The organism is Pseudorhizobium banfieldiae (genome assembly GCF_000967425.1).
Classification (GTDB): Bacteria; Pseudomonadota; Alphaproteobacteria; order Rhizobiales; family Rhizobiaceae; genus Neorhizobium; species Neorhizobium banfieldiae.
Map to the genome: position 1 here is coordinate 2,461,841 of NZ_FO082820.1, position 25,610 is coordinate 2,487,450.

General features: G+C 61.7%; 30 protein-coding genes. 8 read left to right on the top strand and 22 right to left on the bottom strand.

Translation table 11 applies throughout. From position 1 onward, the window contains the following. Positions 1-9 precede the first annotated feature (9 nt). Entirely contained in the window at positions 10-3,345 is a 3,336-nt protein-coding gene (locus tag NT26_RS12100; protein WP_052639061.1) for an efflux RND transporter permease subunit, read from the top strand. A 171-nt stretch (positions 3,346-3,516) separates the two neighbouring features. Beyond that, positions 3,517-4,200, top strand: coding sequence for a Crp/Fnr family transcriptional regulator (locus NT26_RS12105; protein WP_052642127.1), 684 nt, complete (start codon positions 3,517-3,519; stop codon positions 4,198-4,200). An 18-nt stretch (positions 4,201-4,218) separates the two neighbouring features. Here the strand turns inward: NT26_RS12105 and ureG are convergent, their stop codons facing one another. The 17 genes from ureG to NT26_RS22775 form a co-directional block, all read right to left on the bottom strand. Then, positions 4,219-4,830 carry an urease accessory protein UreG gene (gene ureG / locus NT26_RS12110; protein ID WP_052639062.1) on the bottom strand — a complete coding sequence of 204 codons (612 nt, stop codon included), beginning with the start codon at positions 4,828-4,830 and terminating at the stop codon, positions 4,219-4,221. Positions 4,831-4,859: 29 nt separating this feature from the next. Then, entirely contained in the window at positions 4,860-5,531 is a 672-nt protein-coding gene (locus tag NT26_RS12115) for an urease accessory protein UreF (RefSeq protein ID WP_052639063.1), read from the bottom strand. Positions 5,532-5,536: 5 nt separating this feature from the next. Then, a complete protein-coding gene (ureE, locus tag NT26_RS12120; protein WP_052639064.1) occupies positions 5,537-6,013 on the bottom strand; it encodes an urease accessory protein UreE in 477 nt (158 codons plus the stop codon). 21 nt (positions 6,014-6,034) lie between these two features. Next, on the bottom strand, positions 6,035-6,493 hold the full coding sequence (locus NT26_RS12125) for a GNAT family N-acetyltransferase (protein WP_162197789.1): 459 nt from the start codon (positions 6,491-6,493) through the stop codon (positions 6,035-6,037). Positions 6,494-6,501: 8 nt separating this feature from the next. Beyond that, positions 6,502-8,211: an urease subunit alpha gene (gene ureC, locus NT26_RS12130; RefSeq protein WP_052639066.1), complete on the bottom strand. Its 1,710-nt coding sequence runs from the start codon at positions 8,209-8,211 to the stop codon at positions 6,502-6,504. 45 nt (positions 8,212-8,256) lie between these two features. Beyond that, on the bottom strand, positions 8,257-8,637 hold the full coding sequence (locus tag NT26_RS12135) for a lysozyme inhibitor LprI family protein (protein ID WP_244467607.1): 381 nt from the start codon (positions 8,635-8,637) through the stop codon (positions 8,257-8,259). 29 nt (positions 8,638-8,666) lie between these two features. Further along, the gene (locus tag NT26_RS12140) at positions 8,667-8,972 is read right to left on the bottom strand and encodes an urease subunit beta (protein ID WP_052639068.1); all 306 of its coding nucleotides are present in this window, start codon (positions 8,970-8,972) and stop codon (positions 8,667-8,669) included. Positions 8,973-8,991: 19 nt separating this feature from the next. After that, on the bottom strand, positions 8,992-9,294 hold the full coding sequence (locus tag NT26_RS12145; RefSeq protein WP_052639069.1) for an urease subunit gamma: 303 nt from the start codon (positions 9,292-9,294) through the stop codon (positions 8,992-8,994). Positions 9,295-9,313: 19 nt separating this feature from the next. Then, positions 9,314-10,135, bottom strand: coding sequence for an urease accessory protein UreD (locus NT26_RS12150; protein WP_052639070.1), 822 nt, complete (start codon positions 10,133-10,135; stop codon positions 9,314-9,316). After that, positions 10,075-11,268 (bottom strand): CE1 family esterase, encoded by a 1,194-nt coding sequence (locus NT26_RS12155; protein WP_052639071.1) that lies wholly within the window; start codon positions 11,266-11,268, stop codon positions 10,075-10,077. Before NT26_RS12155 ends, NT26_RS12150 begins: the two co-directional genes overlap by 61 nt. A 325-nt stretch (positions 11,269-11,593) precedes the next feature. Beyond that, positions 11,594-12,712 carry a branched-chain amino acid ABC transporter substrate-binding protein gene (locus NT26_RS12160; RefSeq protein WP_052639072.1) on the bottom strand — a complete coding sequence of 373 codons (1,119 nt, stop codon included), beginning with the start codon at positions 12,710-12,712 and terminating at the stop codon, positions 11,594-11,596. 142 nt (positions 12,713-12,854) lie between these two features. Beyond that, entirely contained in the window at positions 12,855-13,208 is a 354-nt protein-coding gene (locus NT26_RS12165) for a DUF6867 family protein (protein WP_052639073.1), read from the bottom strand. Positions 13,209-13,232: 24 nt separating this feature from the next. After that, a complete protein-coding gene (locus tag NT26_RS12170; protein WP_052639074.1) occupies positions 13,233-13,961 on the bottom strand; it encodes an ABC transporter ATP-binding protein in 729 nt (242 codons plus the stop codon). Beyond that, a complete protein-coding gene (locus NT26_RS12175) occupies positions 13,961-14,824 on the bottom strand; it encodes an ABC transporter ATP-binding protein (protein ID WP_052639075.1) in 864 nt (287 codons plus the stop codon). The genes NT26_RS12170 and NT26_RS12175 overlap by 1 nt, the downstream gene beginning before the upstream one ends. Then, complete coding sequence (gene livM / locus NT26_RS12180; RefSeq protein WP_052639076.1) at positions 14,824-16,212, bottom strand: high-affinity branched-chain amino acid ABC transporter permease LivM; 1,389 nt, start codon at positions 16,210-16,212, stop codon at positions 14,824-14,826. Before livM ends, NT26_RS12175 begins: the two co-directional genes overlap by 1 nt. A gap of 1 nt (position 16,213) precedes the next feature. Next, entirely contained in the window at positions 16,214-17,116 is a 903-nt protein-coding gene (locus tag NT26_RS12185) for a branched-chain amino acid ABC transporter permease (protein ID WP_052639077.1), read from the bottom strand. Between the two features lie 94 nt (positions 17,117-17,210). Then, the gene (locus tag NT26_RS22775) at positions 17,211-17,444 is read right to left on the bottom strand and encodes a hypothetical protein (protein WP_152337863.1); all 234 of its coding nucleotides are present in this window, start codon (positions 17,442-17,444) and stop codon (positions 17,211-17,213) included. Between the two features lie 53 nt (positions 17,445-17,497). On the opposite strand from NT26_RS22775, the gene NT26_RS12190 reads away from it, so the two are divergent. The 3 genes from NT26_RS12190 (at position 17,498) to NT26_RS12200 (ending at position 19,471) form a co-directional block, all read left to right on the top strand. Further along, entirely contained in the window at positions 17,498-18,523 is a 1,026-nt protein-coding gene (locus NT26_RS12190) for a DUF2793 domain-containing protein (protein ID WP_052639078.1), read from the top strand. A 203-nt stretch (positions 18,524-18,726) separates the two neighbouring features. After that, entirely contained in the window at positions 18,727-19,002 is a 276-nt protein-coding gene (gene sciP, locus NT26_RS12195; RefSeq protein ID WP_007769470.1) for a CtrA inhibitor SciP, read from the top strand. Positions 19,003-19,189: 187 nt separating this feature from the next. After that, a complete protein-coding gene (locus tag NT26_RS12200; RefSeq protein ID WP_052639079.1) occupies positions 19,190-19,471 on the top strand; it encodes a GNAT family N-acetyltransferase in 282 nt (93 codons plus the stop codon). 68 nt (positions 19,472-19,539) lie between these two features. On the opposite strand, the gene NT26_RS12205 is transcribed toward NT26_RS12200, so the two are convergent. Further along, positions 19,540-19,890: a hypothetical protein gene (locus NT26_RS12205; protein WP_052639080.1), complete on the bottom strand. Its 351-nt coding sequence runs from the start codon at positions 19,888-19,890 to the stop codon at positions 19,540-19,542. Between the two features lie 419 nt (positions 19,891-20,309). Here NT26_RS12205 and ctrA point away from each other — a divergent pair, with 419 nt between their 5' ends. Beyond that, entirely contained in the window at positions 20,310-21,011 is a 702-nt protein-coding gene (ctrA, locus tag NT26_RS12210) for a response regulator transcription factor CtrA (protein ID WP_052639081.1), read from the top strand. 147 nt (positions 21,012-21,158) lie between these two features. Here the strand turns inward: ctrA and NT26_RS12215 are convergent, their stop codons facing one another. Together NT26_RS12215 and chpT are read right to left on the bottom strand one after the other, a co-directional pair. Continuing rightward, positions 21,159-21,521 (bottom strand): response regulator, encoded by a 363-nt coding sequence (locus NT26_RS12215; RefSeq protein ID WP_052639082.1) that lies wholly within the window; start codon positions 21,519-21,521, stop codon positions 21,159-21,161. A gap of 96 nt (positions 21,522-21,617) precedes the next feature. Continuing rightward, positions 21,618-22,265 carry a histidine phosphotransferase ChpT gene (chpT, locus tag NT26_RS12220; RefSeq protein WP_052639083.1) on the bottom strand — a complete coding sequence of 216 codons (648 nt, stop codon included), beginning with the start codon at positions 22,263-22,265 and terminating at the stop codon, positions 21,618-21,620. 213 nt (positions 22,266-22,478) lie between these two features. On the opposite strand from chpT, the gene NT26_RS12225 reads away from it, so the two are divergent. Beyond that, positions 22,479-23,021 carry a DUF1134 domain-containing protein gene (locus NT26_RS12225; RefSeq protein WP_052642129.1) on the top strand — a complete coding sequence of 181 codons (543 nt, stop codon included), beginning with the start codon at positions 22,479-22,481 and terminating at the stop codon, positions 23,019-23,021. A gap of 146 nt (positions 23,022-23,167) precedes the next feature. Continuing rightward, complete coding sequence (locus NT26_RS12230; RefSeq protein WP_052639084.1) at positions 23,168-24,373, top strand: coiled-coil domain-containing protein; 1,206 nt, start codon at positions 23,168-23,170, stop codon at positions 24,371-24,373. A 1-nt stretch (position 24,374) separates the two neighbouring features. Here NT26_RS12230 and NT26_RS12235 read toward each other — a convergent pair whose 3' ends face one another. Continuing rightward, on the bottom strand, positions 24,375-25,202 hold the full coding sequence (locus NT26_RS12235) for a TrmH family RNA methyltransferase (protein WP_052639085.1): 828 nt from the start codon (positions 25,200-25,202) through the stop codon (positions 24,375-24,377). Positions 25,203-25,205: 3 nt separating this feature from the next. Continuing rightward, positions 25,206-25,586, bottom strand: a complete 381-nt coding sequence (locus NT26_RS12240) for a hypothetical protein (RefSeq protein ID WP_052639086.1) — start codon at positions 25,584-25,586, stop codon at positions 25,206-25,208. Positions 25,587-25,610 lie beyond the last annotated feature (24 nt).

Here is a 25,610-nt window from a genome sequence, read left to right on the forward strand (position 1 = left end):
GGACGAAAGATGAACTTCTCAGCCTGGTCGATCCGCAATCCGATCGCGCCGCTGCTCGGCTTTGCGCTGCTGCTCTTCATGGGGCTGCAGTCCTTCTACTCGCTGCCGATCACGCGCTTCCCGAACATCGACGTTCCTGTCGTCTCCGTCACCGTCGCACAGAGCGGCGCGTCCCCGGCCGAACTCGAGATGCAGGTGACGAAAGAAGTCGAGGACGCCGTCGCCTCCATCAGCGGAGTGGACGAGATACAGTCCACAGTGACCGACGGCCAGTCCCAGACCGTCGTGCTCTTCCGCATCGAGAAGCCGACGGACGAAGCCGTCCAGGACACGAAGGATGCGATTGACCGCATTCGCAGCGATCTTCCGGCGAGCGCCGAGGAACCGGTGGTCTCGAAGATCGACGTCGAAGGCCAGGCAATCCAGACCTTCTCCGTCACCTCCCCGAACATGACGCTCGAGGAGCTGTCCTGGTTCGTCGATGATACGATCAAGCGTGAACTGCAGGGACAGCCCGGGATCGGCCGTATCGACCGTTATGGCGGCGCCGACCGCGAAGTCCGCGTCGCGCTCAACCCCGCGAAACTGGATTCCTACGGCATCACCGCCGTCGACGTGAACAGCCAGCTTCGCGGCACCAACGTCGATCTTGGGTCCGGCCGCGGCCAGGTGGCTGGCAACGAACAGACGATCCGTACGCTCGGCGACGCCCGCACCGTTACGCAGCTCGCAGATACCACGATCGCGCTTTCCGGCGGCCGCTTCGTGAAGCTGTCTGAACTTGGCACCATCACCGACACCTATGAGGAGCCGAAGTCCTTCTCACGCTTCAACGGCTCCCCGTCGGTGACGTTTGCCGTCTTCCGCGCCAAGGGTGCAAGCGAGGTCTCGGTTGCGGAGACGGTGGCGGAAAGTCTTGAAACGGTTCGCGCCGCCCATCCCGGCGTCACGATCGAAATGGTCGACGATTCCGTCTACTTCACCTACGGCAACTACGAGGCCGCGCTTCATACACTGATGGAGGGCGCGCTTCTCGCCGTCATCGTCGTGATGCTCTTCCTCCGCAACTGGCGGGCGACGATCATTGCAGCCGTCGCCCTACCGCTTTCCGCCATCCCGACCTTCTGGGTGATGGACCTGCTCGGCTTCTCGCTGAACCTTGTCAGCTTCCTTGCGCTGACGCTCGCGACGGGGATCCTCGTCGACGATGCGATCGTCGAGATCGAGAACATTGCCCGTCACATCAAGATGGGCAAGACGCCCTATCGCGCCGCGCTGGAGGCCGCCGACGAGATCGGTCTTGCGGTGATCGCGACGAGCTTTACCATTATTGCCGTCTTCGTGCCCGTGTCCTTCATGCCGGGCATTCCGGGCCAGTACTTCATCCAGTTCGGCTTGACGGTCGCCTTCTCCGTCTTCTTCTCGCTAATGGTGGCGCGTCTGATCACACCGCTGATGGCCGCCTACTGGATGCGCGCCGAAGACGCGATGGAGGACCACCAGGACAATGACGGTCGGTTGATGAAGGCCTATACGCGCCTCGTCACCGGCACGACGCGCAAGTGGTATATGCGCTACGCGACGCTGCTTGGCGCCATTGCCTTCCTGATTGGATCGATTGCGTTGCTGAGCCAGGTGCCGGGCAGCTTCATGCCGCCGGAGGACTCATCGCGCATCGTGCTCTCAGTCGAACTGCCGCCGAACGCGACCCTGGACGAGACCGCCGCGACCACCGACGTCATCTACGATGCCGTCCGCGACATCGACGGCGTCGAGAGTGTTTTCATCCTCGGCGGCGCGTCACCCAAGGGTGATCTGGAACTGCGCCGCGCCACCGTTCGCGTGATCTTGCAGAACATCGACCACTCGCTTCTGAAGACCCTGGTCAACAAGGGCCTTGGCGGCATTCCGCTGCTGGGCGACCTGGTTCCCAAGATCCCGGACAACGGCCGCACCCGGCCGCAGTGGGAGGTCGAACGGGAACTGTTCGAGAAAGTGCGGACCATTCCGGACGTCCGCATCTCCAAGCTCAATGACCGCGCGGAGCGGGAACTCAGCTTCAACTTCCTCTCGTCCAGCGAGCAGGACCTGAACGAAGCCGTGAGCCTGCTGGAATCGCGACTGCGTGCCTCGCCAATCCTCGCCAATGTCAGCTCGGAAGGTGCCCTGCCGCGGCCGGAACTGCAGATCCGCCCGCGCAAGGATGAAACGGCCCGGCTCGGCATCACGCCGCAGCAGATCGCCGAAACGGTTCGCGTCGCAACCATCGGCGACATCGACGCGCAGCTTGCGAAGATGTCGATCGACGACCGGCAGATCCCGATCCGCGTCCAGGCATCGCTCGACCTGCGGCGGGACCTCGCGTCTATCCGCGCGCTGAAGATCAAGACCGCGACCGGCGAGACGGTACCGCTCTACAGCGTGGCTGACATCGACTATGCGGAAGGCCCGAGCTCGATCAAGCGCAACGACCGAAGCCGCGTCGTGGCAATCGGCTCCGACGTTCCCTTCGGCACCGCGCTCGATACCGCAACGGAGGAGTTCAAGCGCATTGTCGATGCGACGGAGCTTCCGGCGACGGTGCGGCTGGCGGAGAGCGGCGATGCCAAGGTGCAGGCCGAGATGGTCCAGAGCTTCGGCAATGCCATGCTGCTCGGCCTTATGATGGTGCTCGTCGTGCTGATCCTTTTGTTCAAGGACGTCATACAGCCGTTCACCATCCTCTTCTCGCTGCCGCTCGCCATCGGCGGCGTGGCGGTGGCTTTGATCATCACGCAGAATTCGCTCTCCATGCCGGTTCTGATCGGCATCCTGATGCTGATGGGGATCGTCACGAAGAACGCCATCCTGCTGGTCGACTTCGCGATCGAGATGCGCCGACACGGGATGGAGCGTGTCCATGCCATGGTGGAAGCCGGCCGCAAGCGTGCCCGGCCGATCATCATGACCTCCATCGCCATGTCGGCCGGCATGCTGCCGTCCGCGCTCGGTGTCGGCGAAGGTGGCTCCTTCCGTTCCCCGATGGCGATTGCCGTAATCGGCGGCATCATCGTCTCGACCGTCTTGTCACTGGTCGTGGTACCTGCCTTCTTCCTGATCATGGACGACATGTCGCGACTGCTCGGCCGCATCTTCGGCGGCATGTTCGGCAAGAAGGAGGAGGAAGCCGTGGGCCTCTCGACCGAGGAGCTCAGCCGCCGTGCGCACGAGGCCGCCTCTTCGATTGCGACGCTCGAGGAACGCCTCGCTTCCATCGAGAAGCAGAAGGGCGCCAATGACGACAAGGCGTCCGGTACCTCACCCGGGTCGAACGTCATGCGAATGACGCCCTGGGCCGCAGAATAGCCTAAAGAGCGATACCAGCGGAAAAGGCCGGGTGAGAACCCGGCCCTTTCCGTTCATGGGAACCGCTTTCCTGTTTGATCGATGTCAAAGGCTTTCTTGTCGCAGATGCTAGATTTGGTTTCAGGATTCCACGAGCAACCGCCTATCGCGATGGAAAAACCGACGGTCACCATGAACAAGAGCCTGAGAGTGAATAGCCGCGACAAAGCCGTTCTGGTGCGGGCGCCGTTCATGGCCGGCCTGAGTGGGGAAGCGCTGGTGAAGATGCTGAATGCGGCGTCCATTTCCAGCGCCCCCGCCCGCCATATCGTCTTCCGCGAAGGCATGACCGCCGACCATTTCTACTGCGTGCTTTCGGGCTACGTCCGCCTCTACCGCCTGAACCGGGAAGGCCGCGAAGCGGATATCCGCATCTGCGGTCCGGGCGACACCTTCGCGGAATGCCTGATCTACGGCGACGACATCTACCGCTTCAATGCACAGACGGCCGAAAACGCCACACTTGCCCGGTTCGATATCCGCACCGCGCGCCATTTGGCCGAGCAGGAGCCCGATATCGCCAGGGCTCTCATGTCCTGTCTGTCACACCATCTGCTGACGACCATGGACTGCGTTGCGAACGACCGTCTTCACACCGCACCGCAACGCGTGGCGGAATATCTGCTGAAGGCCTGTCCCGTAGATGGCGGTCCGGCATCCGTCCGCCTGCCGTTCCAGAAGAGCCTTCTCGCCGGCATGCTGGGCCTGGCGCCGGAGGCCCTGTCACGCGCCTTCTCATCCCTGCGCCGCGCCGGCGTCACCGTCCGCGGCCGAATCATTCAGATCAGCGACGTGAAGTCGTTGCGGGACGTCTGAAGGACGGGCCACGCCCCCTCAGAGGCCACCGTTCTCCTTCAGGAACCTTACGACGTGATCGACGCCGTCGCCGCGCTTCAGGTCCGTGAAGAGATGCGGCTTTGCCTCCCGCATCCTGTGGGCGTCGCGGTCCATCACGTCGAGATCGACGCCGACATAGGGTGCCAGGTCCTTCTTGTTGATCACCAGCAGGTCTGAGCGCGTGATCCCCGGCCCGCCCTTGCGGGGGATCTCCTCGCCCTGGCAGGTGGAGATCACGTAGATGGTAAGGTCCGCGAGATCCGGTGAGAAGGTGGCAGCCAGATTGTCTCCGCCGGACTCGATGAAGACGACATCCAGGTCGGGGAAGCGCTCGTTGAGGCCTGCGATCGCCTGCAGGTTGATCGTCGCATCCTCGCGGATGGCGGTGTGCGGGCAGCCTCCGGTCTCCACCCCGACAATACGGTCGGAAGACAGCGCCTGCATCCGCACCAGCGCCTCGGCGTCTTCCCGCGTGTAGATGTCGTTGGTCACCACAGCGACGGAATAGTCCTCGCGCATCGCCTTGCAGAGCTTTTCCGTCAGCGCGGTTTTGCCGGAGCCGACAGGGCCGCCAATGCCGACACGCAACGGACCGTTTGCAGATTTCATCGTCTTGTCCTTTCCTCAACAGGCCTTCGTCAGGATCGAAAGAGCCTGGAATGCTGGGTCTCGTGCTTGAGCGAAGCGATCTCCGCCTGGATGGCTGCGTTGCCGAGCGCATCCAGTGTGCTGGCGGAGGCGCGACGGCAGACATCCAGGATGCGCGGCTCCCGTTCAGCCAGTATCGCCAGCCCTTGGGCCTGTCCGCAGGCACCCAAGCGGATACCGGCCGAAACGGCCTGCGAAATTGCTGCATGCAGGAAAGCCGCCAGCGCGTCCTCAAGCGGCACGGCATGGGCAGCGGCAATCGCACCCACCGCCACCGGAAACGGCACGTCTTGCGGTAGCCGTCCGAGAACCTCATGGGGCCAAGCGGTTGCAGCGGCAGCAAAAGCCTTTCCCAGCGACAGCGTTTCAAAGTGTCGCTCACCTGAACCGGCAAGCGCCAGCCCCAGTTCGGATAGCTCCCGTATCGCTTCTGTGTCAGCATGGCTCCGCCAAGCCTCGGCGAACAGGGTCGCGTCATTCCAGAGGCTGCCGTGGCCGAGGATTGTGTCGAGCCAGGACACCAGGTCATCGGCATCCTTCACCAGCCCGTCATGCACGGCCCGCTCGAGCCCGCCCGACCATGCAAAGCTGCCGATCGGGAAGGCCGGCGACATCCACGCCATCAGTCGAAGCAGTGCCTGCGTCTGCAGCCCCTCACCCATCTTGCTCAGTCGTGCGCATGAGGATGATCGTGTCCGTGGGCGTGCCCGCCATGGGCGTGATAGGCGCCGCGAACCGGATGGAAGGGTTCCTCGACCTCCGTTACTGTGGCACCGAGGCCCTCCAGCATCTTGCGGATGACATGGTCGCGCAGGATGAGGATGCGCCCCTCCTCGATCTGCGCCGATAGATGCCGGTTGCCAAGGTGCCAGGCGAGCTCCGTCAGATGAAGGCGGTCCCGCGCGGTGATCTCGAAGAGCTTCTCCGGCGCGGCGGCGATCGCGACATTGCTGCCGTCCTCGAGGATCAGCCGGTCGCCCTCGGCAAGCAGCACCGGCTCCTTGAGGTCGAGCATTACCATCTCGCCGTTTGAAAGGTGGAGCACCTTGCGGCGAAGATGCCGCAAGTCATGCGGCAAGGCGATGATGTCGACCGGAGGATCGGTGATGACACCGGCATGGTGGTAGGCGGTGATGCGTTGCATGCGTTCATCCTTGAGCGAGGATCATGTCCCCAGCGGCTTGCGGAAGTAAATGACGCGTTCTGTCTCGACAAAGCCCCACTGTCGATGGGCCAGATGGGAGGAGGTGTTGTGCATTTCGGCGTCCGAACAAAGCTCGACAAAACCTCTGTTTCGAAGATCAGACTCGATCTGGGCCAGCAGCTGGCCAGCAACGCCCGTTCGCCTGCTGCGCTCTTCAACGAATATGCCTTCGAGAAACGGTACGGGCGTAGAGGTACAGCCATTGGCATAGGCACGGATCGAGACCTCCGCGAAGGCTACGAGCTCGCCTTCGGGATCAAACGCGCCGTAGCCGTAGCCGACAGCGCCCTGCCCGCCCAGCATCTCCTCTATCTCGACCAGATGCGCGTCAGCCGGTTGATCCGGCCACAGGGCTTGCCGCAGCCTTGACCACGGCTCCCCGTCGAGGGACGTCAGCGGTCTGACGGATACAGGTTTCAAGGTCATCCTCAGAACAGGAAATAGCGCTGCGCCATCGGCAGGACGGTCGCCGGCTCGCAGGTCAGGAGCTCGCCATCGGCGCGTACTTCGTAGGTCTCCGGATCGACGTCGATATGGGGCGTCAGAGAATTGTGGATCATCGAAGCTTTGGAGATGCCGCCACGTACGTTCTTCACCGCGACCATCTTCTTTGCCACACCGAGGCGTTGCGCGAGCCCGGCATCGAGCGAAGCCTGCGAGACGAAGGTGACGGAGGAATTGGTCCTGAGCTTTCCGTAGGCGGCAAACATCCGCCGGTAGTGCATCGGCTGCGGCGTCGGAATGGAAGCGTTCGGGTCACCCATGGGTGCAGCAGCGATCGAGCCACCAAGCAACACCATTTCCGGCTTTACGCCGAAAAAGGCGGGGCTCCACAGTACCAGGTCCGCCCGCTTGCCGACTTCCACAGAGCCGATCTCGTGGGAGACGCCATGGGCGATTGCAGGATTGATCGTGTACTTGGCGATATAGCGGCGGACGCGGAAGTTGTCGTTCTCACCCTTTTCCTCGGCAAGCCGCCCGCGCTGGCGCTTCATCTTGTCGGCGGTCTGCCAGGTGCGAATCGCCACCTCGCCGACACGGCCCATGGCCTGGCTATCGGAAGAGATGATTGAGAAGGCACCGATATCGTGAAGGATGTCCTCGGCCGCGATGGTCTCCTTGCGGATGCGGCTCTCGGCAAAGGCGATGTCCTCCGGGATCGACGGCGACAGGTGATGGCAGACCATCAGCATGTCGAGGTGTTCGGCAAGTGTATTAACCGTGTAAGGCCGCGTCGGGTTGGTCGACGACGGAATTACATTCGGCTGACCGCAGACCTTGATGATGTCCGGCGCGTGGCCACCGCCCGCCCCTTCCGTATGGAAGGCGTGGATGGTGCGTCCCTTTATTGCCGCCACCGTGTTCTCGACGAAGCCGGACTCGTTCAGCGTGTCCGTGTGGATCATCACCTGCACGTCGTATTCGTCGGCGACCGTCAGGCAGTTGTCGATCGCCGCCGGTGTCGTGCCCCAGTCCTCGTGCAGCTTCAGCGACGAGGCGCCAGACAGGATCATCTCCTCCAGCGGCGCCGGCAGCGATGCATTGCCCTTGCCGGCGAGCGCTAGGTTCATCGGGAAGGCATCGAAGCTCTCGATCATCCGCTCGATGTGCCAGGCGCCGGTGCAGGTCGTCGCGAGCGTGCCATGGGCGGGACCCGTGCCGCCGCCCAGCATGCAGGTAAAGCCGCTCATCAGCGCTTCCTCGATCTGCTGCGGGCAGATGTAGTGGATATGCGCGTCCATGCCGCCGGCGGTCAGGATCTTGCCTTCACCAGCGATGGCCTCGGTCGAGGGACCGACAATGATGGTCACGCCCGGCTGGGTATCCGGATTGCCGGCCTTGCCGATTGCGTGGATGCGGCCGTCCTTGAGGCCGACATCGGCCTTGTAGATGCCTGTGTGGTCGACGATGAGGGCATTGGTAATGACGGTGTCGACAGCGCCTTCGGCGCGGGTCGCCTGGCTTTGGCCCATGCCGTCGCGGATCACCTTGCCTCCGCCGAACTTCACCTCCTCGCCATAGGTGGTGAAGTCCTTTTCCACCTCGATGAAGAGTTCGGTGTCGGCGAGCCGCACCTTGTCGCCGACGGTTGGGCCGAACATGGAGGCGTAAGCGGCGCGGGAGATCTTGTGGGGCATGAAGAGACCTTTTGAGAGGACGTGTTGAACCGGCCGGATTGCGCGTCAGTTGCCGCCCATGAGATCCGTCTGTTCCTTCAATTGCTGGGTTCGCTGCCGCGTCAGTTCCGCCTGGCAGCCATAGATGAGCATGGGTTCCACGGTGCCGCCTCGCGCCTGGTAGCCGTAGAAGGCACACTGCGCATCGCGGAAGGCGAGCCAAGCCCGCTGCGACGCCAGGAGAGCGTCTGCGGCACTGCCGAGGCCATCCATGGCATCCCCATCCCAGTCCTTCATGGCCTGACGAGTGACCTTGTACTGCGCGTTCAGCTGTTCATCGGCCTCGGCGAAATCCTGCTCGGCGCAATAGGTCATCTCCATCTGCGTCACCGGGTTTTCGCAATCGACCTCCGGATCGTCCTGCGCGGTAGCTGGGAATGCTGCCATCAGCATCGCCGACAAAATCACCAGCTCCTTCATAGCTCCCCCATGACCTTCTGCTGGAAACCGAAAACCTTGCGCGATCCCGACAGCGGGATCAGCGTCACCTGCCTGGTCTGGCCCGGCTCGAACCGGACCGCCGTGCCGGCCGGGATATCGAGCCGCATGCCGCGGGTCATCTCGCGCGCAAAGGACAGAGCCTCATTGGTTTCAAAGAAATGGTAGTGGCTGCCGACCTGAATCGGGCGGTCACCGGTGTTCGAGACGTCGATCGTGATCGTTGGCGCACCGGAATTCAGCTCGATTTCACCAGCAGCAGCAATGACTTCGCCCGGGATCATGAATCAGCCTCGCACCTATTTAACGTATCGGTTCATGTACGGTGACGAGCTTCGTACCGTCAGGGAACGTCGCCTCCACCTGAACGTCGTGGATCATCTCCGCGACACCTTCCATCACCTGGCTGCGGGTGATGACATGGGCCCCCGCCTCCATCAGATCCGCCACGGAGCGGCCGTCGCGTGCCCCTTCTACGACAAAATCCGTGATCAGCGCGATCGCCTCGGGATGGTTGAGCTTGACGCCACGCTCCAGCCGCCGCCGCGCCACCATCGCGGCCATGGATATCAGCAGCTTGTCTTTTTCCCTGGGGGTGAGGTTCATCTTGGTCCTGCGCTCGCCGTCAAATGTTCCAGACCTTCGGCACCGGCGCGCCGTTCCGCAATACGGCAATTGCCGGTACCAGCACTTTTCTGAGTTCGAAGCCGCTCGGAGCGATCATCCGGACGATGAGCTTCCCTTGCCAACAGCTGGCACCGCCATTTCCGTTGCCGAGCACCTCCCGCACCTTGGCCAGCATAGCCTCTGCCAGGGGTCCGGCATAGAGGATCGTGGCAAAGGCAGTCTCGCCACCGAGGGTCGCATTCCCGGAGCCGAGCAGGTCGATCTCACCGTCGAGCCGCATCTCTTCCGCGTGCAGCAGGCGACCGCCCTTCCGGACGCGCCAGCGATCCCGGAAGAGACCGTGACGGAGCCGCTCGCCCATCGCCTGCCGTCCCATGAGGACTGCTTCGACGGCGAGGAACTCTGCCGTCTCGTGGAGATCGACGTCAAGCCGCCGGCTGAGGGAGGATTGGTCGAATAAAATGGTTTCCTGCGGCAGCCAGTGAAGGCTCGCATTGGCGCCGGCGGCGAGCCGGGTGGTCACGGAGGCAGTGCCAGCAGAGGCCTTGTAGACCTTCTCGTTCGCCTGTGTCGTGACTGTCAATCGGGTGGAATCAGAGGCGGCGACGGACCATTCGATCACGTCGCCGCCCGTCAGTCCCCCTGACGTATTGATGAGGATCGCCTCCATATCGGGCGAGAATGTTTCGGGAAGGCGAATTTTTGCGCAGCCTTCCTGGTAGAACTCGGCAAGCCGTGTCCGCCCGTCGAGAGGCTTGGTTACAAGGCGCCCCTTACCCCTTGCGCGCTGCGGCGCATATTGCTCGGCTGGCTGCTGCAATTCGTCTCCTGAAGATCACCGTTCACGGCACAATCGGAAGCAACAGTCGTGCCAGTCGTCACGATGGCCGGCGCTGCCTCCGCGACGACATTGCGCTTGTCGGCCTCAAAGAAAAACTCCCACATCCGCGGAGCCGGATCAACAGATGGATCGAAGGCAGGCGCCTTGACCGCCGACGCGACCTGCACGACGCCGGACGGTGAAGACGAGGACGAGGCCGAAGCCATCATGCCTTCGGCAGCCGCAGTCTTCGGCCAGGCATGCGTACCATTGGCGTAGACATAGGCAGCAATGCGCGCGCCGGCCTTGCAGGTATCGTAGAGGCGCTGCGTCACGTCGCCGACCGTATGGGTCACGGCGTCGCCCGTGCAGCCATCCATCTGGCCCCAGCGCTGCAGGGCAGTGAGGAAACCATATTGCCAATAGGGCTTTCCCCCGCCCGCATAGGGATTGGCATCGTCCTTCTCGCCGGCGAAGGCAATGATCGACATCGGCCGGGACGGTGCGCAGGTTGCGCGATCGGGCTTCCATTGACCGTCCACGTTCACCGGCGCCCCTGCCCTCAAGGAATGGACGAAACCGGCAGCCGCGAAATCGCTGCGGCCACTGCAGATGTATTGCGAGAGCATGCGTCCGCCGCCCGAATAGCCGGAAGCATAGATGCGGCTGCGGTCGACGCAAGCCGCCTGTTCAACAGCCTTGACCGCGGCGCCAATGAAGGCGACTTCGTCAAGTCCACCCTCCTGCGTCGTCACCAGCGGCACGTTCCAGGCGTGGGTTCCATCAAAGGCCCCCGCAAGGCTGCCCTGCAGGGCCACGACGATGAAACCCTCCTTTTCGGCCACCTGGTCCCACGAACTGCGCTTCAACTGCCCGACGGGGTTGCTGTGACTGCCGTGGAAGTCGAAGACCACCGGAACCTTTTCGGTCCCGGCATAGGATGACGGTACGAAAATGACACCGGTACGTTCAGCGTCCGTCGACTGGACCTTGAACTCATGCCGGCCCGGCTGGATCGGCCGCCCGCATCCGTCAGCAAGCGCGGCGTTTGCGCCCAAGAAAAACGCACCTGCGGCGATCAACCTGGCAAGAGCGGCGGAACCGGAAAAACCATCAATGCGTGCAAATGCCATCAAGCGCCTCGCTAGCGGGGTGCAGGGTCTTCAACTCTCTGCGGCCTGTTGGAAAACTGCGGAAGTGATAGCATTTATTAGCGACTGTTTAAACGATTAAAACGCATGGAAGCCATGCGATTATTGACCCGTTAACAGTAATAGCCCGCCATTCTTTCGCCTCAACTTGGGCACGGGAAAGACTGGAGTCCAAATTGTCCGAAAAGTATCGATGACCGGCGGAACTAAATGTCTGCCAGTGCTACAACTCCAGCCGGCAAGCACATGAAACAGAAAGGCCCGGCTTGCGCCGGGCCTCCCAAAACTCGCGAACTGCGTACAGCGATCAGTCTTCCTTCTGGAAGTAGCTGTAGTTGCCGTCGGGACCCTTCTTCCACTCGTACATGACGTAGCCGGGAAGCTTCGGGTCGCCCTTCTCGTCGAAGCCCATATCGCCCAGAGCGGTCGCGAAGGTGTTGGCCTTCATTGCCTCGGCAACGGCTTCCGGATCGTTGGAACCGGCCTTCTTCGCAGCTTCGGCGAGCACCTGCATCGCTGCGTAGGAGTACAGCGTATAGGCTTCCGGCTCAAAGCCCGAGGCACGGAACTTTTCGACAAGCTCCTTGTTCTGCGGGGCCAGGCGCGGGTCGGGGCCGAAGGTGTTCAGCGTGCCCTCAACGGCGTCGCCGGCGATCGAAGCCAGCTCGTTGGAGACGATGCCGTCCCCCGAAACGAGCGTGGCGTCGAGGCCTTGGTCGGCAGCCTGGCGGATGATCAGACCAGCTTCGGTGTGGAGGCCACCCCAGTAGATGATCGACACGCCGGCTTCCTTCATCTTGGCGATGAGTGCGGAGAAGTCCTTGTCGCCAGTGTTGACGCCTTCACGAACGACTTCGGTGACACCCGCCGCATTCATCGCCTTCTTGGTCTCCTCGGCAAGGCCCTGACCATAAGGCGTCTTGTCGTCGATGATGGCGATCTTGGCGTCCTTGAAGTTCTCGGCGAGATAGGCGCCGGCGATCGAGCCCTGCTGGTCGTCACGGCCGCAGGTGCGGAAGGTGTTCCACAGGCCGCGCTCGGTGAATTCCGGGTTGGTGGAGGCTGGCGTGATCTGCAGGATGCCGTTCTCGGCATAAACCTCGGAAGCAGGAATGGAAACGCCGGAGTTGAAGTGACCGACCACGAACTTCACGCCATCGGCAACGAACTTGTTGGCAACCGAAATGCCCTGCTTCGGGTCGGAGACGTCGTCGCCCAGAACAATCTTGACCTGCTCACCATTGATGCCGCCGGCAGCATTGATCTCTGCAGCCGCCTGCTCGGCACCCTTCTGGAGCTGCGCACCGAAGGCAGCGTTCGGACCGGTGAACGGACCACCGACGCCGATCAGCACGTCAGCCCATGCGCTGCCGCCGAAGGCGACCACAGCTGTCAGTGCGACGGCCGAAAGAAGAGACTTCTTCATCATGTTACTCCCAGTTTTTATAAGCGGGTTGGGTTGAGAAAGCCTGCACGATACCCACCATCATCGCGCCGGAAACTGTTCCACTCTAAGGTCTTGTCACGGTTGAACCTTTAGCCAATCTGAGGCCAGTTTTCCGTGACTGTCAATCTTTCTTCTTCCATGAGAAAGCTGAGGTTCGTTCGTAGAGCCAGTAGTAGTTGTTCACCATCTGGCCGGTGCGGCACGTCCGGTATCCGATCGTCGAGAAGACCAGCAGCAACACCACGTCAATGACGTAGAAGAAGGGGCTGATGAACGGTCCCTCGAACAGGGCGTAGTGAAGGAAACGCATCACCATCGCAAGCAGCAAGGTGTAGACGATGACGGTCGGATAATTATTCCACCCTTCGGCCACAGCCTTTCCGGTCCGCCAGGCTGTCCAGAAGCCGATCAGCATGACCAGCGTGCGCAGGACGTAGCGAACACCGGTATCCGTTTCGAAGAATAAACCTTGCATTTCAATCTCTCCCAGTCGCGCCGATCAATGCCGGCCACCCTCGAGGTAGGCAGCGCGCACTTCAGGATTCGTCAGCAGTTCCTTGCCGGTTCCAGACATGGTCACCTTGCCGTTGACCATGACATAGGCGCGGTCCGACAGCTTCAGCGCGGCAAAGGCGTTCTGCTCCACGAGGAAGACCGTCAGTCCCTCTTCCTGGTTCAGCTTCTTAATGGCTTCGAAAATGCCCTTGATGATCAGAGGCGCTAGCCCGAGCGACGGCTCGTCGAGCAGGAGAAGCTTCGGCCGCGCCATCAGCGCGCGCCCGATCGACAGCATCTGCTGCTCGCCGCCGGAAAGCGTGCCGCCACGCTGGCTCTGCCGCTCCTTCAGGCGCGGGAAGAGCGTGAAGATCTTCTCGACGTCCTCGTTGAAATATTTGAGGTTGTCGAGGCCCGCACCCATCTGCAAGTTTTCGTAGACCGTCATGCGCGGGAAGATGCGCCGGCCCTCGGGCGATTGCGCTATGCGGCGCCGCGCAATCAGATGCGTCGGTTGGTGCGTGATATCCTCACCATCAAATATGATCGAGCCGTGGCGGGCCTGCGGGCTGCCGCAGATCGTCATCATCAACGTCGACTTGCCGGCGCCATTGGCGCCGATCAGGCTCACGATCTCGCCACGGTTGACATGCACGTCGACGCCGTCGAGCGCCCGGATATTGCCATAGAACGTCTGTACGCCTTGGACTTTCAGAAGGGGCTCACCGGACATCAGATCCTCCCCTCGTCGAGCTGGTCCTCGATTTCTTCAACTTCGTCATCCTCGACGCCGAGATAGGCCGCTATGACCTTCGGGTCGTTCTTCACGTGATCCGGCGTGCCATCGGAGATCTTCTGGCCGTATTCCAGCACCACGACATGGTCCGAGATCTCCATCACCACCGACATGTCGTGCTCGATCAGCAGGATCGAGACGCCCTCGTCGCGGATGGAGTGCAACAACGCGTTCAAAGCCGCCGACTCGCGCGGATTGAGACCCGCGGCCGGCTCGTCCAGGCAAAGAAGCTCCGGTCCGGTGCACATGGCGCGGGCAATCTCCAGCCGACGCTGCGCGCCATATGGAAGATCACCGGCAGGATCATCAGCTCGCTCGGTGAGATTCGCCTTGTCGAGCCAATATCTTGCCTTGTCGATCGCGGCTGCCGATGCCTTGGTATAGGCGGGCAAGCCGAGAAGACCGAGGACCGTGTAGCCGGAGGCCTTCATCAGCGCGTTGTGTTGGGCCACAAGAAGGTTTTCCAGAACCGTCAGTCCAGAGAACAGGCGGATGTTTTGGAAGGTGCGGGATACCTTCGCGATCTTTGTGATCTCGAAGTCCCGAAGGCGCTCGAGAAGGTAGGTGTGGCCGTCCTTCTGCTGCAGGGTGATCATCCCCATGGTGGGCTTGTAGAAGCCGGTGATGCAGTTGAAGACGGTTGTCTTTCCCGCCCCGTTTGGGCCGATCAGCGCCGTAATCTCGCCCCTACGGGCCTCGAACGAGAAGTCATTGATGGCCATCAGGCCGCCGAACTTCATCGACAGGTGGTCGACCTTGAGGATCGTGTCCTTGTTCATGCTGTTCGTTCCGAGGGTCATCAGCCGTGGCCCTCCTTGGTAAAGCTGCCTGAGACCGCCTTGCGCTCCTTGAGGAAGGCCGTCGGCTGACGCGAACCGACCAGACCGCGCGGCTTGAAGACCATGACGGTGATCATCGCCAGTCCGAACAGCAGCATGCGGTAGAGTTCCGGCGTGAAGTCCGGGCCGAAGACGTGCTTCAGGAACTCCATCTCGCGCAACAGTTCCGTACCGCCAACCATGACGACCGCTGCAATGGCGATGCCTGTCAGCGAACCCATGCCGCCGAGGACGACGATCGCGAGGATCACGGCCGACTCCAGGAAGACGAAGCTCTCGGGGGAGACGAAGCCCTGGCGGGTTGCGAAGAAGGCGCCGGCGAAACCACCGAACATGGCACCGATGGCAAATGCCGTGAGCTTCGTGGTCACCGTATTGATGCCGAGCGAACGGCAGGCGATCTCGTCCTCACGCAAGGCTTCCCACGCGCGGCCAATCGGCATGCGGCGCAGCTTGATACTCACATAGGCTGTCAGCATGCAGAGCGCGAGGATCAGGTAGAAAAGGAAGATCTTGTAGTAGGCGGACGACATGGAGAGGCCCCACGCCTTGGTGAAATTGTTCGCCGCCCCGACGTCGAAGGACCAGATGCCGAAGAAGGATGCCTTCGGGATACCGGAGATACCAAAGGTGCCCCTGGTCACGTCCGTCCAGTTGATCAGCACGAGGCGGATGATTTCGCCGAAGGCGAGCGTCACGATGGCAAGGTAGTCGCCCCGCAAACGCAGCACCGGAAAGCCTAGGATGATGCCCCAGAAGGCGGCGAGGATGCCCGACAAAGGCAGCAGCAGCCAGAAGGAAAGTCCGAAGTGTTCCGAAAGCAGCGCATAGGAGTAGGCGCCGACGGCATAAAAGGCGACATACCCCAGGTCGAGCAGGCCCGCCAGACCGACGACGATGTTTAGTCCCCAAGCAAGCATGACGTAGATGAGGATCTGGATGCCGAAGTTGTCGACATACTTGAGCGACCCCTGCGTCCCCGCCAGCATCACCGATACGATCGGATAGACAAGCAGTGCCACCAGCGCGATCTTGAGGAAGTGCTTGTGGAAGAAGCCCTGCTCGTCCGACACCTCCGGGACCCCAGCCTTGGCTTTGGCAAGCTTTCGCTTGTCAAGGTGCGGCTTCACAAAGGCCACGACGATGAACCGGCTGACTGCGGCAACGATCACGAAGATTGCCAGCAATCCCCACCGGGTACGCCAGACCAACTGGTTGTTGATGTTCTGGTAGGTCTCGATACCGACATAGAGAAGGAAGAGGCCGAAGGCCATGGCGCCCGCGAAGAGCGCTTCCTTCAGCGCCTTGCTCATGAGCCCCGCGTTTTCGGAAGTGGAAGCCTGCGACATGTCAAACCTTCTCCACTTCCGGACGACCGAGAATGCCGGTCGGCTTGAAGATCAGCACGAAGGCAAGGAGCGCGAATGTTGCGACGTCCTTGTACGCGATCGTGAAATAGGCAGACCAGAGCGATTCAATGAGACCGATCAGCAGGCCCCCGAGCACGGCGCCCGGAAGGGATCCGATCCCGCCGAGAACGGCAGCCGTGAAGGCCTTGACCCCCGGGATGAAGCCGTCGTTGAACGTCGCGACGCCGTAATACATCAGGTACATCGTGCCGGCGACGGCAGCGAGTGCGGCGCCCATCACGAAGGTGATCGAGATCGTGCGATCCACGTCCACGCCGAGAAGCGCAGCCATTTTGCGATCCTGCTCCGTGGCGCGCTGGGCACGCCCGAGCGGCGTCTTGTTGACGATGTACCAGAAGATCGTCAGCAGAACCGCCGTGACGGCGATGATGATGATCTGCTTTAGCGAGATGGTGATGGCACCGAAGTGGTAGACATCGGTCACGAGCGACGGGATCGGCTTGTTGCGCGGTCCCTGTGTCACCTGGATGAAGTTGGACAGCACGATCGACATGCCGATTGCGGTGATCAGCGGCGCCAGGCGGAACGAGCCGCGAAGGGGTCTGTATGCCACGCGCTCGATCGTCCAGTTCCACAGGCTGGTCATCAGCATGGCAACCACCAGCATCACCAGCAGCGCCAGCGCGACAGGCACGCCAGCGATGAATGAGGTGAGGATGAGGAAGACGATCAGTGCGGCGAAGGCGCCGAGCATGAAAATGTCACCATGGGCAAAGTTGATCATGCCGATGATGCCGTAAACCATCGTATAGCCGATTGCGATCAGGCCATAGATGGATCCAAGCGTCAGCCCGTTCGCGAGCTGCTGGATAAAGTACTCCATCAATTTTCCCCTGGATGCGGTTCCCGAAGGCCGCATCTTCTCTATTCCCGCCCCGGCGAGTCTCCCGGGCTCCGGCGCGCATCCAATACCGGTTTCAGGTCAAATGTGAAGACAAAAAGCCGAGAACGAGGCGAAAACGCGTCTTTCTCAACAGCCTGCCTATTGAAAAGGCGCAGTTTTCGGTTCTGAGGCAGCCATCCGCCCAAAATTGCTGCGCCTCACGTCCAAGGCGGTTTCCTTCCGGCGCGCGCACCTGGAAAGCTCGCTTGAGCGGGTGCGAATTTGCGCGGGCAGCATCAGAAAAACAACCGGTTGCCTGGTGCGCCATCCCCGCAGTCTCCACCCCGCCTATTCTGAAGCTCCATTAGCGGAGCAAAGACAATGGCCGACAGGACCACCAAGCTGGAAATGCCTTTCATCCTTCCCTCTCAGGCACAGAAGCATGTCACCCACAATGAGGCACTGCTTGTTCTGGATACGATGGTGCAACTGACCATCACCGACGATCGTGCCGATCCCCCGCCCAACCCACCGGAGGGCACCTGCTTCTTGGTCGCACAAGCAGCTTCGGGCGATTGGTCTGGCAAGGAGGAACAGATCGCGTCATGGCAGGATGGTGGGTGGAGCTTTCACCAGCCTCTTCCCGGCTGGCGCGCATGGTTTGCAACCACCGGCGCGCTCAAGGTCTTCTGGGAGAACGAGTGGCGTTCTGTCCTGCCTCTTTCGCCGAGGTTCGACGGGATCGGGATCAATGCCGACAGTGACGCCACCAATCGGCTGGTTGTCACCTCCCCCGCCTCGCTCTTCGACCACACCGGAAGCGGCCACCAGTTGAAGATCAACAAGGCTGCCGCCGGCGATACCGGATCGCTGCTCTTCCAGACAGCGTATACGGGCTATGCCGAACTCGGCCTTGCCGGAGACAATGCCTTCTCGATCAAGGTCAGCGACGGAAACATGTGGAAGACCGCGCTCGCCATCGACGCCGGTGGTCGCCACACCCGGCCAAACCAGCCGGCGATGAGGGCCTACCGGACAGGCGCCAGCATGGAACCGGCGGACGGGCAGCAAACGGGCTTCACGCATTTTGGCGTCAATCGCGGCGGCCTCGAGCTATCGGGCTCGCCCCCCGGCGGCGGCAGCGCAATCCTTGTCCCGGCGAGCGGAACCTACCTGGCGAGCCTGCAAGTCAGGACTGCCTCCTCCTCCGGCCATGTGACCGCCGTCGCCGCAAACGGTAGTCCGAGCGCCCTCCAAGTCGCGAGCGCCACCGGGTCATCGGGAACCCTTTCCGCCAGCATGGTCATGGAACTGGAAGCCGGGGACCTTCTATCCCTTCATCATAGCGGCACCGCTACGGTCATGCTGGGGGACGACAGCACGCACCTGTCGCTGGCGATGTTGTAGGTGCTGCGAACAGCAGCATTCGTCGAGCGATCAGGTCGGCGGAGAAGCCGCGCCGACAAGTTTCAACGGCGCGAAGCCCAGGCCGCCAGACCGATTTCAACTGCTGGCAGCTTCTGGAACAATTGCTTCGCCACATTTAGGTAAATGTTAAAACTGCGGGTCTAGGCTCCCCTCCGTGGTCTTGTGTTTGTGTAGAGAGTCCCATGACCGAATTGATACGACCCCGAGTTAAATATGTCATCGGCCCCGATGGCAGTCCGCTGACGATTGCCGACCTGCCGCCGGCCAATACCCGCCGCTGGGTCATCCGCCGCAAGGCGGAGGTGGTTGCCGCGGTACGGGGCGGTCTGCTCAGCCTCGAAGAGGCGTGCGAGCGCTATACCTTGACCGTCGAAGAGTTCCTCTCCTGGCAGTCCTCCATCAACGATCACGGGCTTGCCGGTCTGCGGACGACACGGATACAGCAGTACCGGCACTAGGCCCGGTACGGAACGACTTGCAACTTAGGCGCCGAACGGGAGACCACACCGCGGCGCCTTTTCGCATTGCCGACCTTGTCCGATGCCTGCCATGGGGTCTTGGAGCCGTCGCCAGCCTTCCCTTCGGGGCCGGCCTCCCTATGTGCGCCCGATATGCGGTCTGTTAGCCAGCGTATAGGGGAAATCAGTGGACATCGAACATGAGCCGGCGAAATCCGGCGGCCGTTACGTGGCACGGATCGACGGCCACGAGGCAGAGCTCACCTACTCGCGCGCGTCAGCCTCGCTTGTCATCGTTGATCACACCGGCGTTCCGGACGCCTTGCGCGGCCGGGGCGTAGGGCAGGCGCTGGCATTGCATGCCGTAGAAGAGGCGCGCCGCGGTGGCTGGAAGATCCTGCCGCTCTGCCCGTTCATGCGTGACCAGGCTCTACGGCATTCGGATTGGAAGGACACGATAAGCACGTAGCGACCGTCGGCAGAATGCCGGCGGACGTTCTCGAAAGGCCAGGAGTGAGATGCGCCAGAACCGCTCGTTCAGGCGCGGGCGCGCATTGCACCGTCTCGCTCTTCCAGGGCTGCCGCCTTGGCGAATTCGGCCTGGGCCTCCTCCAGCGCCAGTTCCGCAGCCTCTTGCTGTACCTTCAGCTCGCGGATCGAGACCTGCAGGTTGTCTGCCCTCTGGCGAGCCGCCTTCGCAAAGGTCGGATAAGCAAAATGGGCCGGATCAGAGATACCGGACTTCTTCTCCTCCAGACCGATCTGGTGTTCGAGTTCCTTCGCCATCCGCTCGAACTCAGACATCATCATCTGTAGCTGCTGCAACTGGCGGCGTTTCTCATTGACCTGAAATTCCTTCAGGCGAACTAGGCTGTCACGCGACTTCATACGCAATACTCCGTGGGTAGCGGCACCCCGCCTGTAACCGGATCGATACACTGCCGGTCAAAAATATCCGGTTGTGTTAATCCGAACTCCTTCCGCGTTAACCTTTCGTTTACGGGCATCATTAACAATACGCGTGATCATTTAAGGGTCGGTAAATGCCGAGGCCGAAATTGGGCGCGACAATGGAGAGTCGCATGAATCACTTAGCGGGTTTTCCTCACGCGATGGTTCAAGTCAGGCGATGACCAATCCTCATGGTAAATCAGTTGGCTGAGCTTTATGCTTAATAAGTTCGATATCTCTTGCCAGAGTGAATCAGAATTTGTTAACCATTTGGTGGCAGCTTCCAAATCAGGCGCGGCTGGATCCGTATCGCTCAGGTGGAACGGACTGCCTGAGCGGCGGTAAAGGGGAAAAACATGCGGGTTCTACTCATCGAAGATGACAGCGCGACAGCGCAGAGCATCGAACTGATGCTGAAATCGGAAAGCTTCAACGTCTACACGACCGATCTGGGCGAAGAAGGCGTCGATCTCGGCAAGCTGTACGACTACGACATCATCCTCCTCGACCTGAACCTGCCCGACATGTCGGGTTACGAGGTTCTCCGCACGCTGCGGCTTTCCAAGGTCAAGACACCGATTCTCATCCTCTCCGGCATGGCCGGCATCGAGGACAAGGTGCGCGGCCTCGGCTTCGGTGCCGACGACTACATGACCAAGCCTTTCCACAAGGACGAACTGGTTGCCCGCATCCATGCCATCGTCCGTCGTTCGAAGGGCCACGCGCAGTCGATCATCATCACCGGCGAGCTCATCGTGAACCTCGACGCCAAGACGGTGGAAGTCGGCGGTCAGCGCGTTCACCTGACCGGCAAGGAATACCAGATGCTGGAGCTGCTCTCGCTCCGCAAGGGCACGACGCTCACGAAGGAAATGTTCCTGAACCACCTCTATGGCGGCATGGACGAGCCGGAGCTGAAGATCATCGATGTCTTCATCTGCAAGCTGCGCAAGAAGCTCGCCAATGCGGCCGGCGGCGCCAATTACATCGAAACGGTCTGGGGCCGCGGCTATGTGCTGCGCGAGCCGGAAGGCAACGAATACGCCGACATCGCCTGAACAGGCACCCCCGCCCAATCGCCTTGACGACGCCCGCGCTTGCCGCGGGCGTTTTTGTATGTGGCAACAGGTTGCGGTCACGCTCCATGCAGCGCTCGTACAGTCGCAGCCGTGTAGCCGTCGATATACGCTTGTCCGGAGGGGATATCAGGCGGCGACCGCCAGGCCACCGAAGACCGAGGTGAGGATCTTACGGTCGAAGGGCTTGAGCAGGAAGTCGTTCGCGCCGGCCCGCTTGCCGAGCATCATCTTCTTCAGGTCCGCCTCGATGACGCAGTAGAAAATGCGGACATCCTTGCCGTTCGGCAGGCCCCTGACCGCCTGGATCACGTCCAGGGCGCCTTCCAGTGCGGCATCCACGATGAGGAAGGCTGGCAATTCGGCCTGGCAGCGACTGATCGCGTCGCGGGCGCTCTCGGCCTCGACGACCACGAACCCGAGCTCGGACAGGATACGCTTTCCGACCTTGCGGACGACATCCGAAGCATCGGCAATCATCAGGCGCTGCATTGACCACTCCCATCAATGGCCCTGCCTTTGGACAGGGACAAGCTCCAGCATAGGCCTATGCCGCTAAGGAATGGTTACCGGACGTCTTAAAGTCGATCAGGTCGGGCGGGCTTCGGCGATGAAGACGATCTTGTCCTCGGACACGACATGCCGGAGATCCATGCCGCATTCCTCCGCCAGAAGGACGGTATAATAGGGCTGGATGGTGTGAGCGTCGACCGGCTCTTCCAGCGTGCCTTCGGCGATCTCTACAAACTTTGCTGGCACGCGCATCATCCGCCCCTTGATGGTGATGATGAACCGCGCGTCGTATTCCGGATTCTCCAGCGTGACGTCAATTGAGCCACCGCGCGGGATGCCGCCATAGGCCACCAGGAAGAGGTTGAGCAGGAGCTTGACCCGGTTCTTGGCCACGATGGCGCGCGGTCCGTTCCACGTCACCTCCGTCTTCTTCTCTGCCGATGCGAAATCCTTCGCCGCCTTCTCCGCCTCGCCGGTATCGATCGACGCACCGACGGAACCGGATGCGCCGAAGGCAAGCCGTGCGAACTTGAGGCGAACGGCGGCATTGAGTGCCGAGGTGCGGATCAGGTCGAGCGCATCGCTGTCGGACGCGCCCTCGTCGAGAAGTTCAAGGCCGTTGTTGATCGCGCCGACCGGCGAGATGACGTCGTGGCAGACGCGACTGCACAGGAGCGCCGCAAGATCTGGCCCTTCGAGGGTGAGATTCGGGTTCTTGGGCATATCTTTCTCCTGATGCTGGTCACGCGACCGCTGATGCCTCAGCAAGGTTGCGCGAACATGGCGTGACCCCGGCCATAATGACAACATATTTGGTAAACCGATTGTTAAGACCCCTCGACACAATATGGGAAACCCGCACCCGTACCGACAAACAAGACGGACCGAACGATGCGCCTTTATGACAACTCCCCCCTCGCCCGCCTTGCTGCGACCATGCTCGCCCTGCTCGTGATGAGCGCGGCAACCGTGCGGCCAGCGCTGGCGCAGGACAGCAGCCAGTACTCGGTGCAGGAAGTGATCGACGCCGGCCACAGCTTCTTCGGCAATACCAGCGGCGGCCTGGCTAAGGTCGTGGAGAGAGCCTTCGAGCAGTATGGCCTTCCGAACGGTTATATCCTGGGCCAGGAGGGCTCGGGCGCCTTCATCGCCGGCCTGACCTATGGCGAGGGTGAACTCTACACGAAGAATGCAGGCCAGCACCCGGTCTTCTGGCAGGGCCCCTCACTGGGGATCGACTATGGCGGCCAGGGTTCACGCGCGATGATGCTGGTCTACGACCTGCCGGCGATCGAAGCCCTCTACGCCCGCTTCGGCGGCGTGTCCGGCTCCGCCTTCGTCGTCGCCGGTGTCGGCATGACCGTAATGCGCAACAATGATGTGGTCCTGGTGCCGATCCGCACGGGCGTCGGCGCCCGGCTCGGCATCAATGTCGGCTACCTCAAGCTGACGCGTTCGCCGACGTGGAACCCATTCTGATCCAGCCGATTATCCCTCCCGGCCACAGGGAGGGATTTCATGCATTCCGAACCATTCGATGATGCTGCACTCGCTTGCGGGCGAACAGGGGTTATGCTTAAAGGCTTGGCAATCCCTCAAACCATCCAGGCCGGCGGTACCGCATCGTGATCCAGTTCGCCCTTCTTTTCGGCTTGGGTTTCCTGACCGCCGCACTCCTTGCAATGCTGATTGCGCCTGCCATTCACGGCAGGATTGTCCGGTACACGGAGAACCGCCTCAAGGCGACCATGCCGATCAGCCCGCAGGAGGTGCGTGCCCAGCGGGATCTTGCACGCGCTGTGTATGCGGCCGAGAACGCCCGCACCAAGCAGGAGCTGGTGGACGAGCGAGACAAGTCGCTGAGCTTGAAGCTGCGCCACGAAAAACTGGCGGAAGAGGCGCGCCGACTCCAGTCCGAGAACCACGACCTGCAGATGCAGATCAACGACATGGACGTCGAGGCAGCGGACCTGCGTTCGCGCCTGCGCCAGGAAGACAGCTACATCCAGCAACTGAAAGCGGCTGTCGAGGCGGCCGAAGAGGCGGATGCGGCAAAGGGCATGGAAATCGAGACCCTCGAGCGGCAACTCGCGAAGATGACCACCGACCTGGACGGTCTGCGCATCGACATCTCGGCGCGCGATACCGAGATCGAGAACCTGAAGTTCCGCATCACGTCGCTTCGGGACGAGCGCGACGCGCTACGGGCCGACATCAAGCTGCAGACCTCGCGGGCCAAGGACGCAGAAACGCGGCTGTCTCAGGAAGAGCACCGCGCCATGCGCCTGGAGGACAAGCTTGCCCGCGAGATTGCCGCGCGCAGCGACAAGGAGAATGCACTCGAAAGACGCCTTCAGGAGATCGAGCGGCTGAAGGAGAAGCTCAGGAATTCCGGATCGGAAATGCGCGAAGTGTCCCGCGTTCCAAGAAAGTCCGGCAAGTCCAATGGCGTGTCATTGAAGGACGTCTCGACTCCCAGAAACGAAGCTGCCGAACTGCCTGAAGCGAATGGTAACGCAGACGCTACGATTTCCGATGTGATCGCGGCCTCGCCCGAACTTTCCGCCATGGCAGACGAGGTCCATAACCGCTCCAGGGCGCTTTCTGACCGGCTGCTGAAGGCGAAGTCGGATATTCATGATGAAGCCCTGCGCGACGAGCTTGCGTCGATCGCCGCGACCATGGTTGCGCTGACGGCGAAGGCGGAAGGGCCGGATTCGCCGATCTTTCCAATTCTTGCCAACAAGGCGTCTACGTCATCGTCCGACCGCGAAAGCCTGGCCGGGCGCGCGGCAGCGGCGATCGGTGCGCCCCAGGAGGCCGCAAGCTGACCTAGATGCGGCCCTGCCCGGCGGCGATCTGGTAGAGAGCCACGGCAGTTGCGGTTGCCGCATTGAGGCTGTCCAAGCCCGGCGCCTGGGCGATCCTCGCCGTATCGAATCTCTCCAAAACATCTTGGGGAAGGCCCGCCCCTTCCGTCCCAGTCGCAAGTGCGACACGGGGAGCCGTAGGAATATCGCGGACGTCGGTTGATCCGGAAGGCGACAGCGCCCACACATGAAAACCGGCCTCCACGAGCGCCGAGAGATTGTCCGTTATCGCGCCACCTCTCGCATAAGGCACCTTGAGCACCGTCCCGACGGACACCCGCAAGGCCTTCCGGTAGAGCGGGTCGCAGCAGGTCTCGTCCAACAGGACGGCATCGGCTCCGAAGGCCGCAGCATTGCGGAAGATTGCACCAATATTGTCGTGGTTCGAGATCCCGCAGGCGGCAACCACGAGCGAGCGCTCCGGCAGCGTCTCCAGCAGTTGTGCAGGCTCTGAGCAACTGAGGCGCCGGCCGAGGGCGAGCACGCCCCGATGCAGGTGGAAACCCGCGATCGCATCGAGAACCTCGGCCGACGCGACATAGACAGGCACATCAGTGGGGAAGGCCGACAGTTCCTCGGAAAGTCCAGCGACCCTGTTCTCGAGAAGCAGGATCTTCTCCGCAGCGAAAGCATCTTTCCGCGAATGCGCGGCCGCAAGCATCCTCAGCACCACCGTGCCTTCGGCGATGAACCGGTGCTCACGGCCGGTCAGGTCGCGCTCACGGATGTTCCGGAACTCGGCGATGCGCACATCGTCCGGATCGCAGATGCGGATCAGGTCAGCGGCCACGGCTCAGGGTGCAGTCCCGACCGCAACGTCGGCGACCATCCGGCCGAGCGAAAGGTCATAGACCAGTGCCTTCTGCGCTCCCGCAACGCGCCCGTAGAACAGAAGCTGCGAACCGGAGATCGAGACCGACTGGATCTCGAACCCTGCAGGAAGATCGACGGAAGAGGTGAGCGGCTGGTCCGACGGCACTGCAAAGCCCGACGAGGCAACAGAGGCCTCCTCCGGCCCCTGAGAGACCTTGTAGACAACCGCTGCGAGGACCGCCATAAAGCAGACGAACAGAATGCCGCCCGAGACGAGTTGCAGAAGCACCATCTTCCGGCGGATCCTTTCCATTGCCGGATCAAGTGGTTCTTCCTGTTCCTCGGGATCAGGATGGGCCATTGCTGAACGTCCTCGCTGCTTTCG

What these genes read in the sequence shown, in the direction of transcription:
- NT26_RS12100 (WP_052639061.1), top strand. Translation starts at nt 10, where the DNA reads ATGAACTTCTCAGCCTGGTCGATCCGCAATCCGATCGCGCCGCTGCTC.
- NT26_RS12105 (WP_052642127.1), top strand. Translation starts at nt 3,517, where the DNA reads ATGAACAAGAGCCTGAGAGTGAATAGCCGCGACAAAGCCGTTCTGGTG.
- ureG (WP_052639062.1), bottom strand. Translation starts at nt 4,830, where the DNA reads ATGAAATCTGCAAACGGTCCGTTGCGTGTCGGCATTGGCGGCCCTGTC.
- NT26_RS12115 (WP_052639063.1), bottom strand. Translation starts at nt 5,531, where the DNA reads ATGGGTGAGGGGCTGCAGACGCAGGCACTGCTTCGACTGATGGCGTGG.
- ureE (WP_052639064.1), bottom strand. Translation starts at nt 6,013, where the DNA reads ATGCAACGCATCACCGCCTACCACCATGCCGGTGTCATCACCGATCCT.
- ureC (WP_052639066.1), bottom strand. Translation starts at nt 8,211, where the DNA reads ATGCCCCACAAGATCTCCCGCGCCGCTTACGCCTCCATGTTCGGCCCA.
- NT26_RS12135 (WP_244467607.1), bottom strand. Translation starts at nt 8,637, where the DNA reads ATGGCAGCATTCCCAGCTACCGCGCAGGACGATCCGGAGGTCGATTGC.
- NT26_RS12140 (WP_052639068.1), bottom strand. Translation starts at nt 8,972, where the DNA reads ATGATCCCGGGCGAAGTCATTGCTGCTGCTGGTGAAATCGAGCTGAAT.
- NT26_RS12145 (WP_052639069.1), bottom strand. Translation starts at nt 9,294, where the DNA reads ATGAACCTCACCCCCAGGGAAAAAGACAAGCTGCTGATATCCATGGCC.
- NT26_RS12155 (WP_052639071.1), bottom strand. Translation starts at nt 11,268, where the DNA reads ATGGCATTTGCACGCATTGATGGTTTTTCCGGTTCCGCCGCTCTTGCC.
- NT26_RS12160 (WP_052639072.1), bottom strand. Translation starts at nt 12,712, where the DNA reads ATGAAGAAGTCTCTTCTTTCGGCCGTCGCACTGACAGCTGTGGTCGCC.
- NT26_RS12165 (WP_052639073.1), bottom strand. Translation starts at nt 13,208, where the DNA reads ATGCAAGGTTTATTCTTCGAAACGGATACCGGTGTTCGCTACGTCCTG.
- NT26_RS12170 (WP_052639074.1), bottom strand. Translation starts at nt 13,961, where the DNA reads ATGTCCGGTGAGCCCCTTCTGAAAGTCCAAGGCGTACAGACGTTCTAT.
- NT26_RS12175 (WP_052639075.1), bottom strand. Translation starts at nt 14,824, where the DNA reads ATGACCCTCGGAACGAACAGCATGAACAAGGACACGATCCTCAAGGTC.
- livM (WP_052639076.1), bottom strand. Translation starts at nt 16,212, where the DNA reads ATGTCGCAGGCTTCCACTTCCGAAAACGCGGGGCTCATGAGCAAGGCG.
- NT26_RS12185 (WP_052639077.1), bottom strand. Translation starts at nt 17,116, where the DNA reads ATGGAGTACTTTATCCAGCAGCTCGCGAACGGGCTGACGCTTGGATCC.
- NT26_RS22775 (WP_152337863.1), bottom strand. Translation starts at nt 17,444, where the DNA reads ATGGCGCACCAGGCAACCGGTTGTTTTTCTGATGCTGCCCGCGCAAAT.
- NT26_RS12190 (WP_052639078.1), top strand. Translation starts at nt 17,498, where the DNA reads ATGGCCGACAGGACCACCAAGCTGGAAATGCCTTTCATCCTTCCCTCT.
- sciP (WP_007769470.1), top strand. Translation starts at nt 18,727, where the DNA reads ATGACCGAATTGATACGACCCCGAGTTAAATATGTCATCGGCCCCGAT.
- NT26_RS12205 (WP_052639080.1), bottom strand. Translation starts at nt 19,890, where the DNA reads ATGAAGTCGCGTGACAGCCTAGTTCGCCTGAAGGAATTTCAGGTCAAT.
- ctrA (WP_052639081.1), top strand. Translation starts at nt 20,310, where the DNA reads ATGCGGGTTCTACTCATCGAAGATGACAGCGCGACAGCGCAGAGCATC.
- NT26_RS12215 (WP_052639082.1), bottom strand. Translation starts at nt 21,521, where the DNA reads ATGCAGCGCCTGATGATTGCCGATGCTTCGGATGTCGTCCGCAAGGTC.
- chpT (WP_052639083.1), bottom strand. Translation starts at nt 22,265, where the DNA reads ATGCCCAAGAACCCGAATCTCACCCTCGAAGGGCCAGATCTTGCGGCG.
- NT26_RS12225 (WP_052642129.1), top strand. Translation starts at nt 22,479, where the DNA reads ATGCTCGCCCTGCTCGTGATGAGCGCGGCAACCGTGCGGCCAGCGCTG.
- NT26_RS12240 (WP_052639086.1), bottom strand. Translation starts at nt 25,586, where the DNA reads ATGGCCCATCCTGATCCCGAGGAACAGGAAGAACCACTTGATCCGGCA.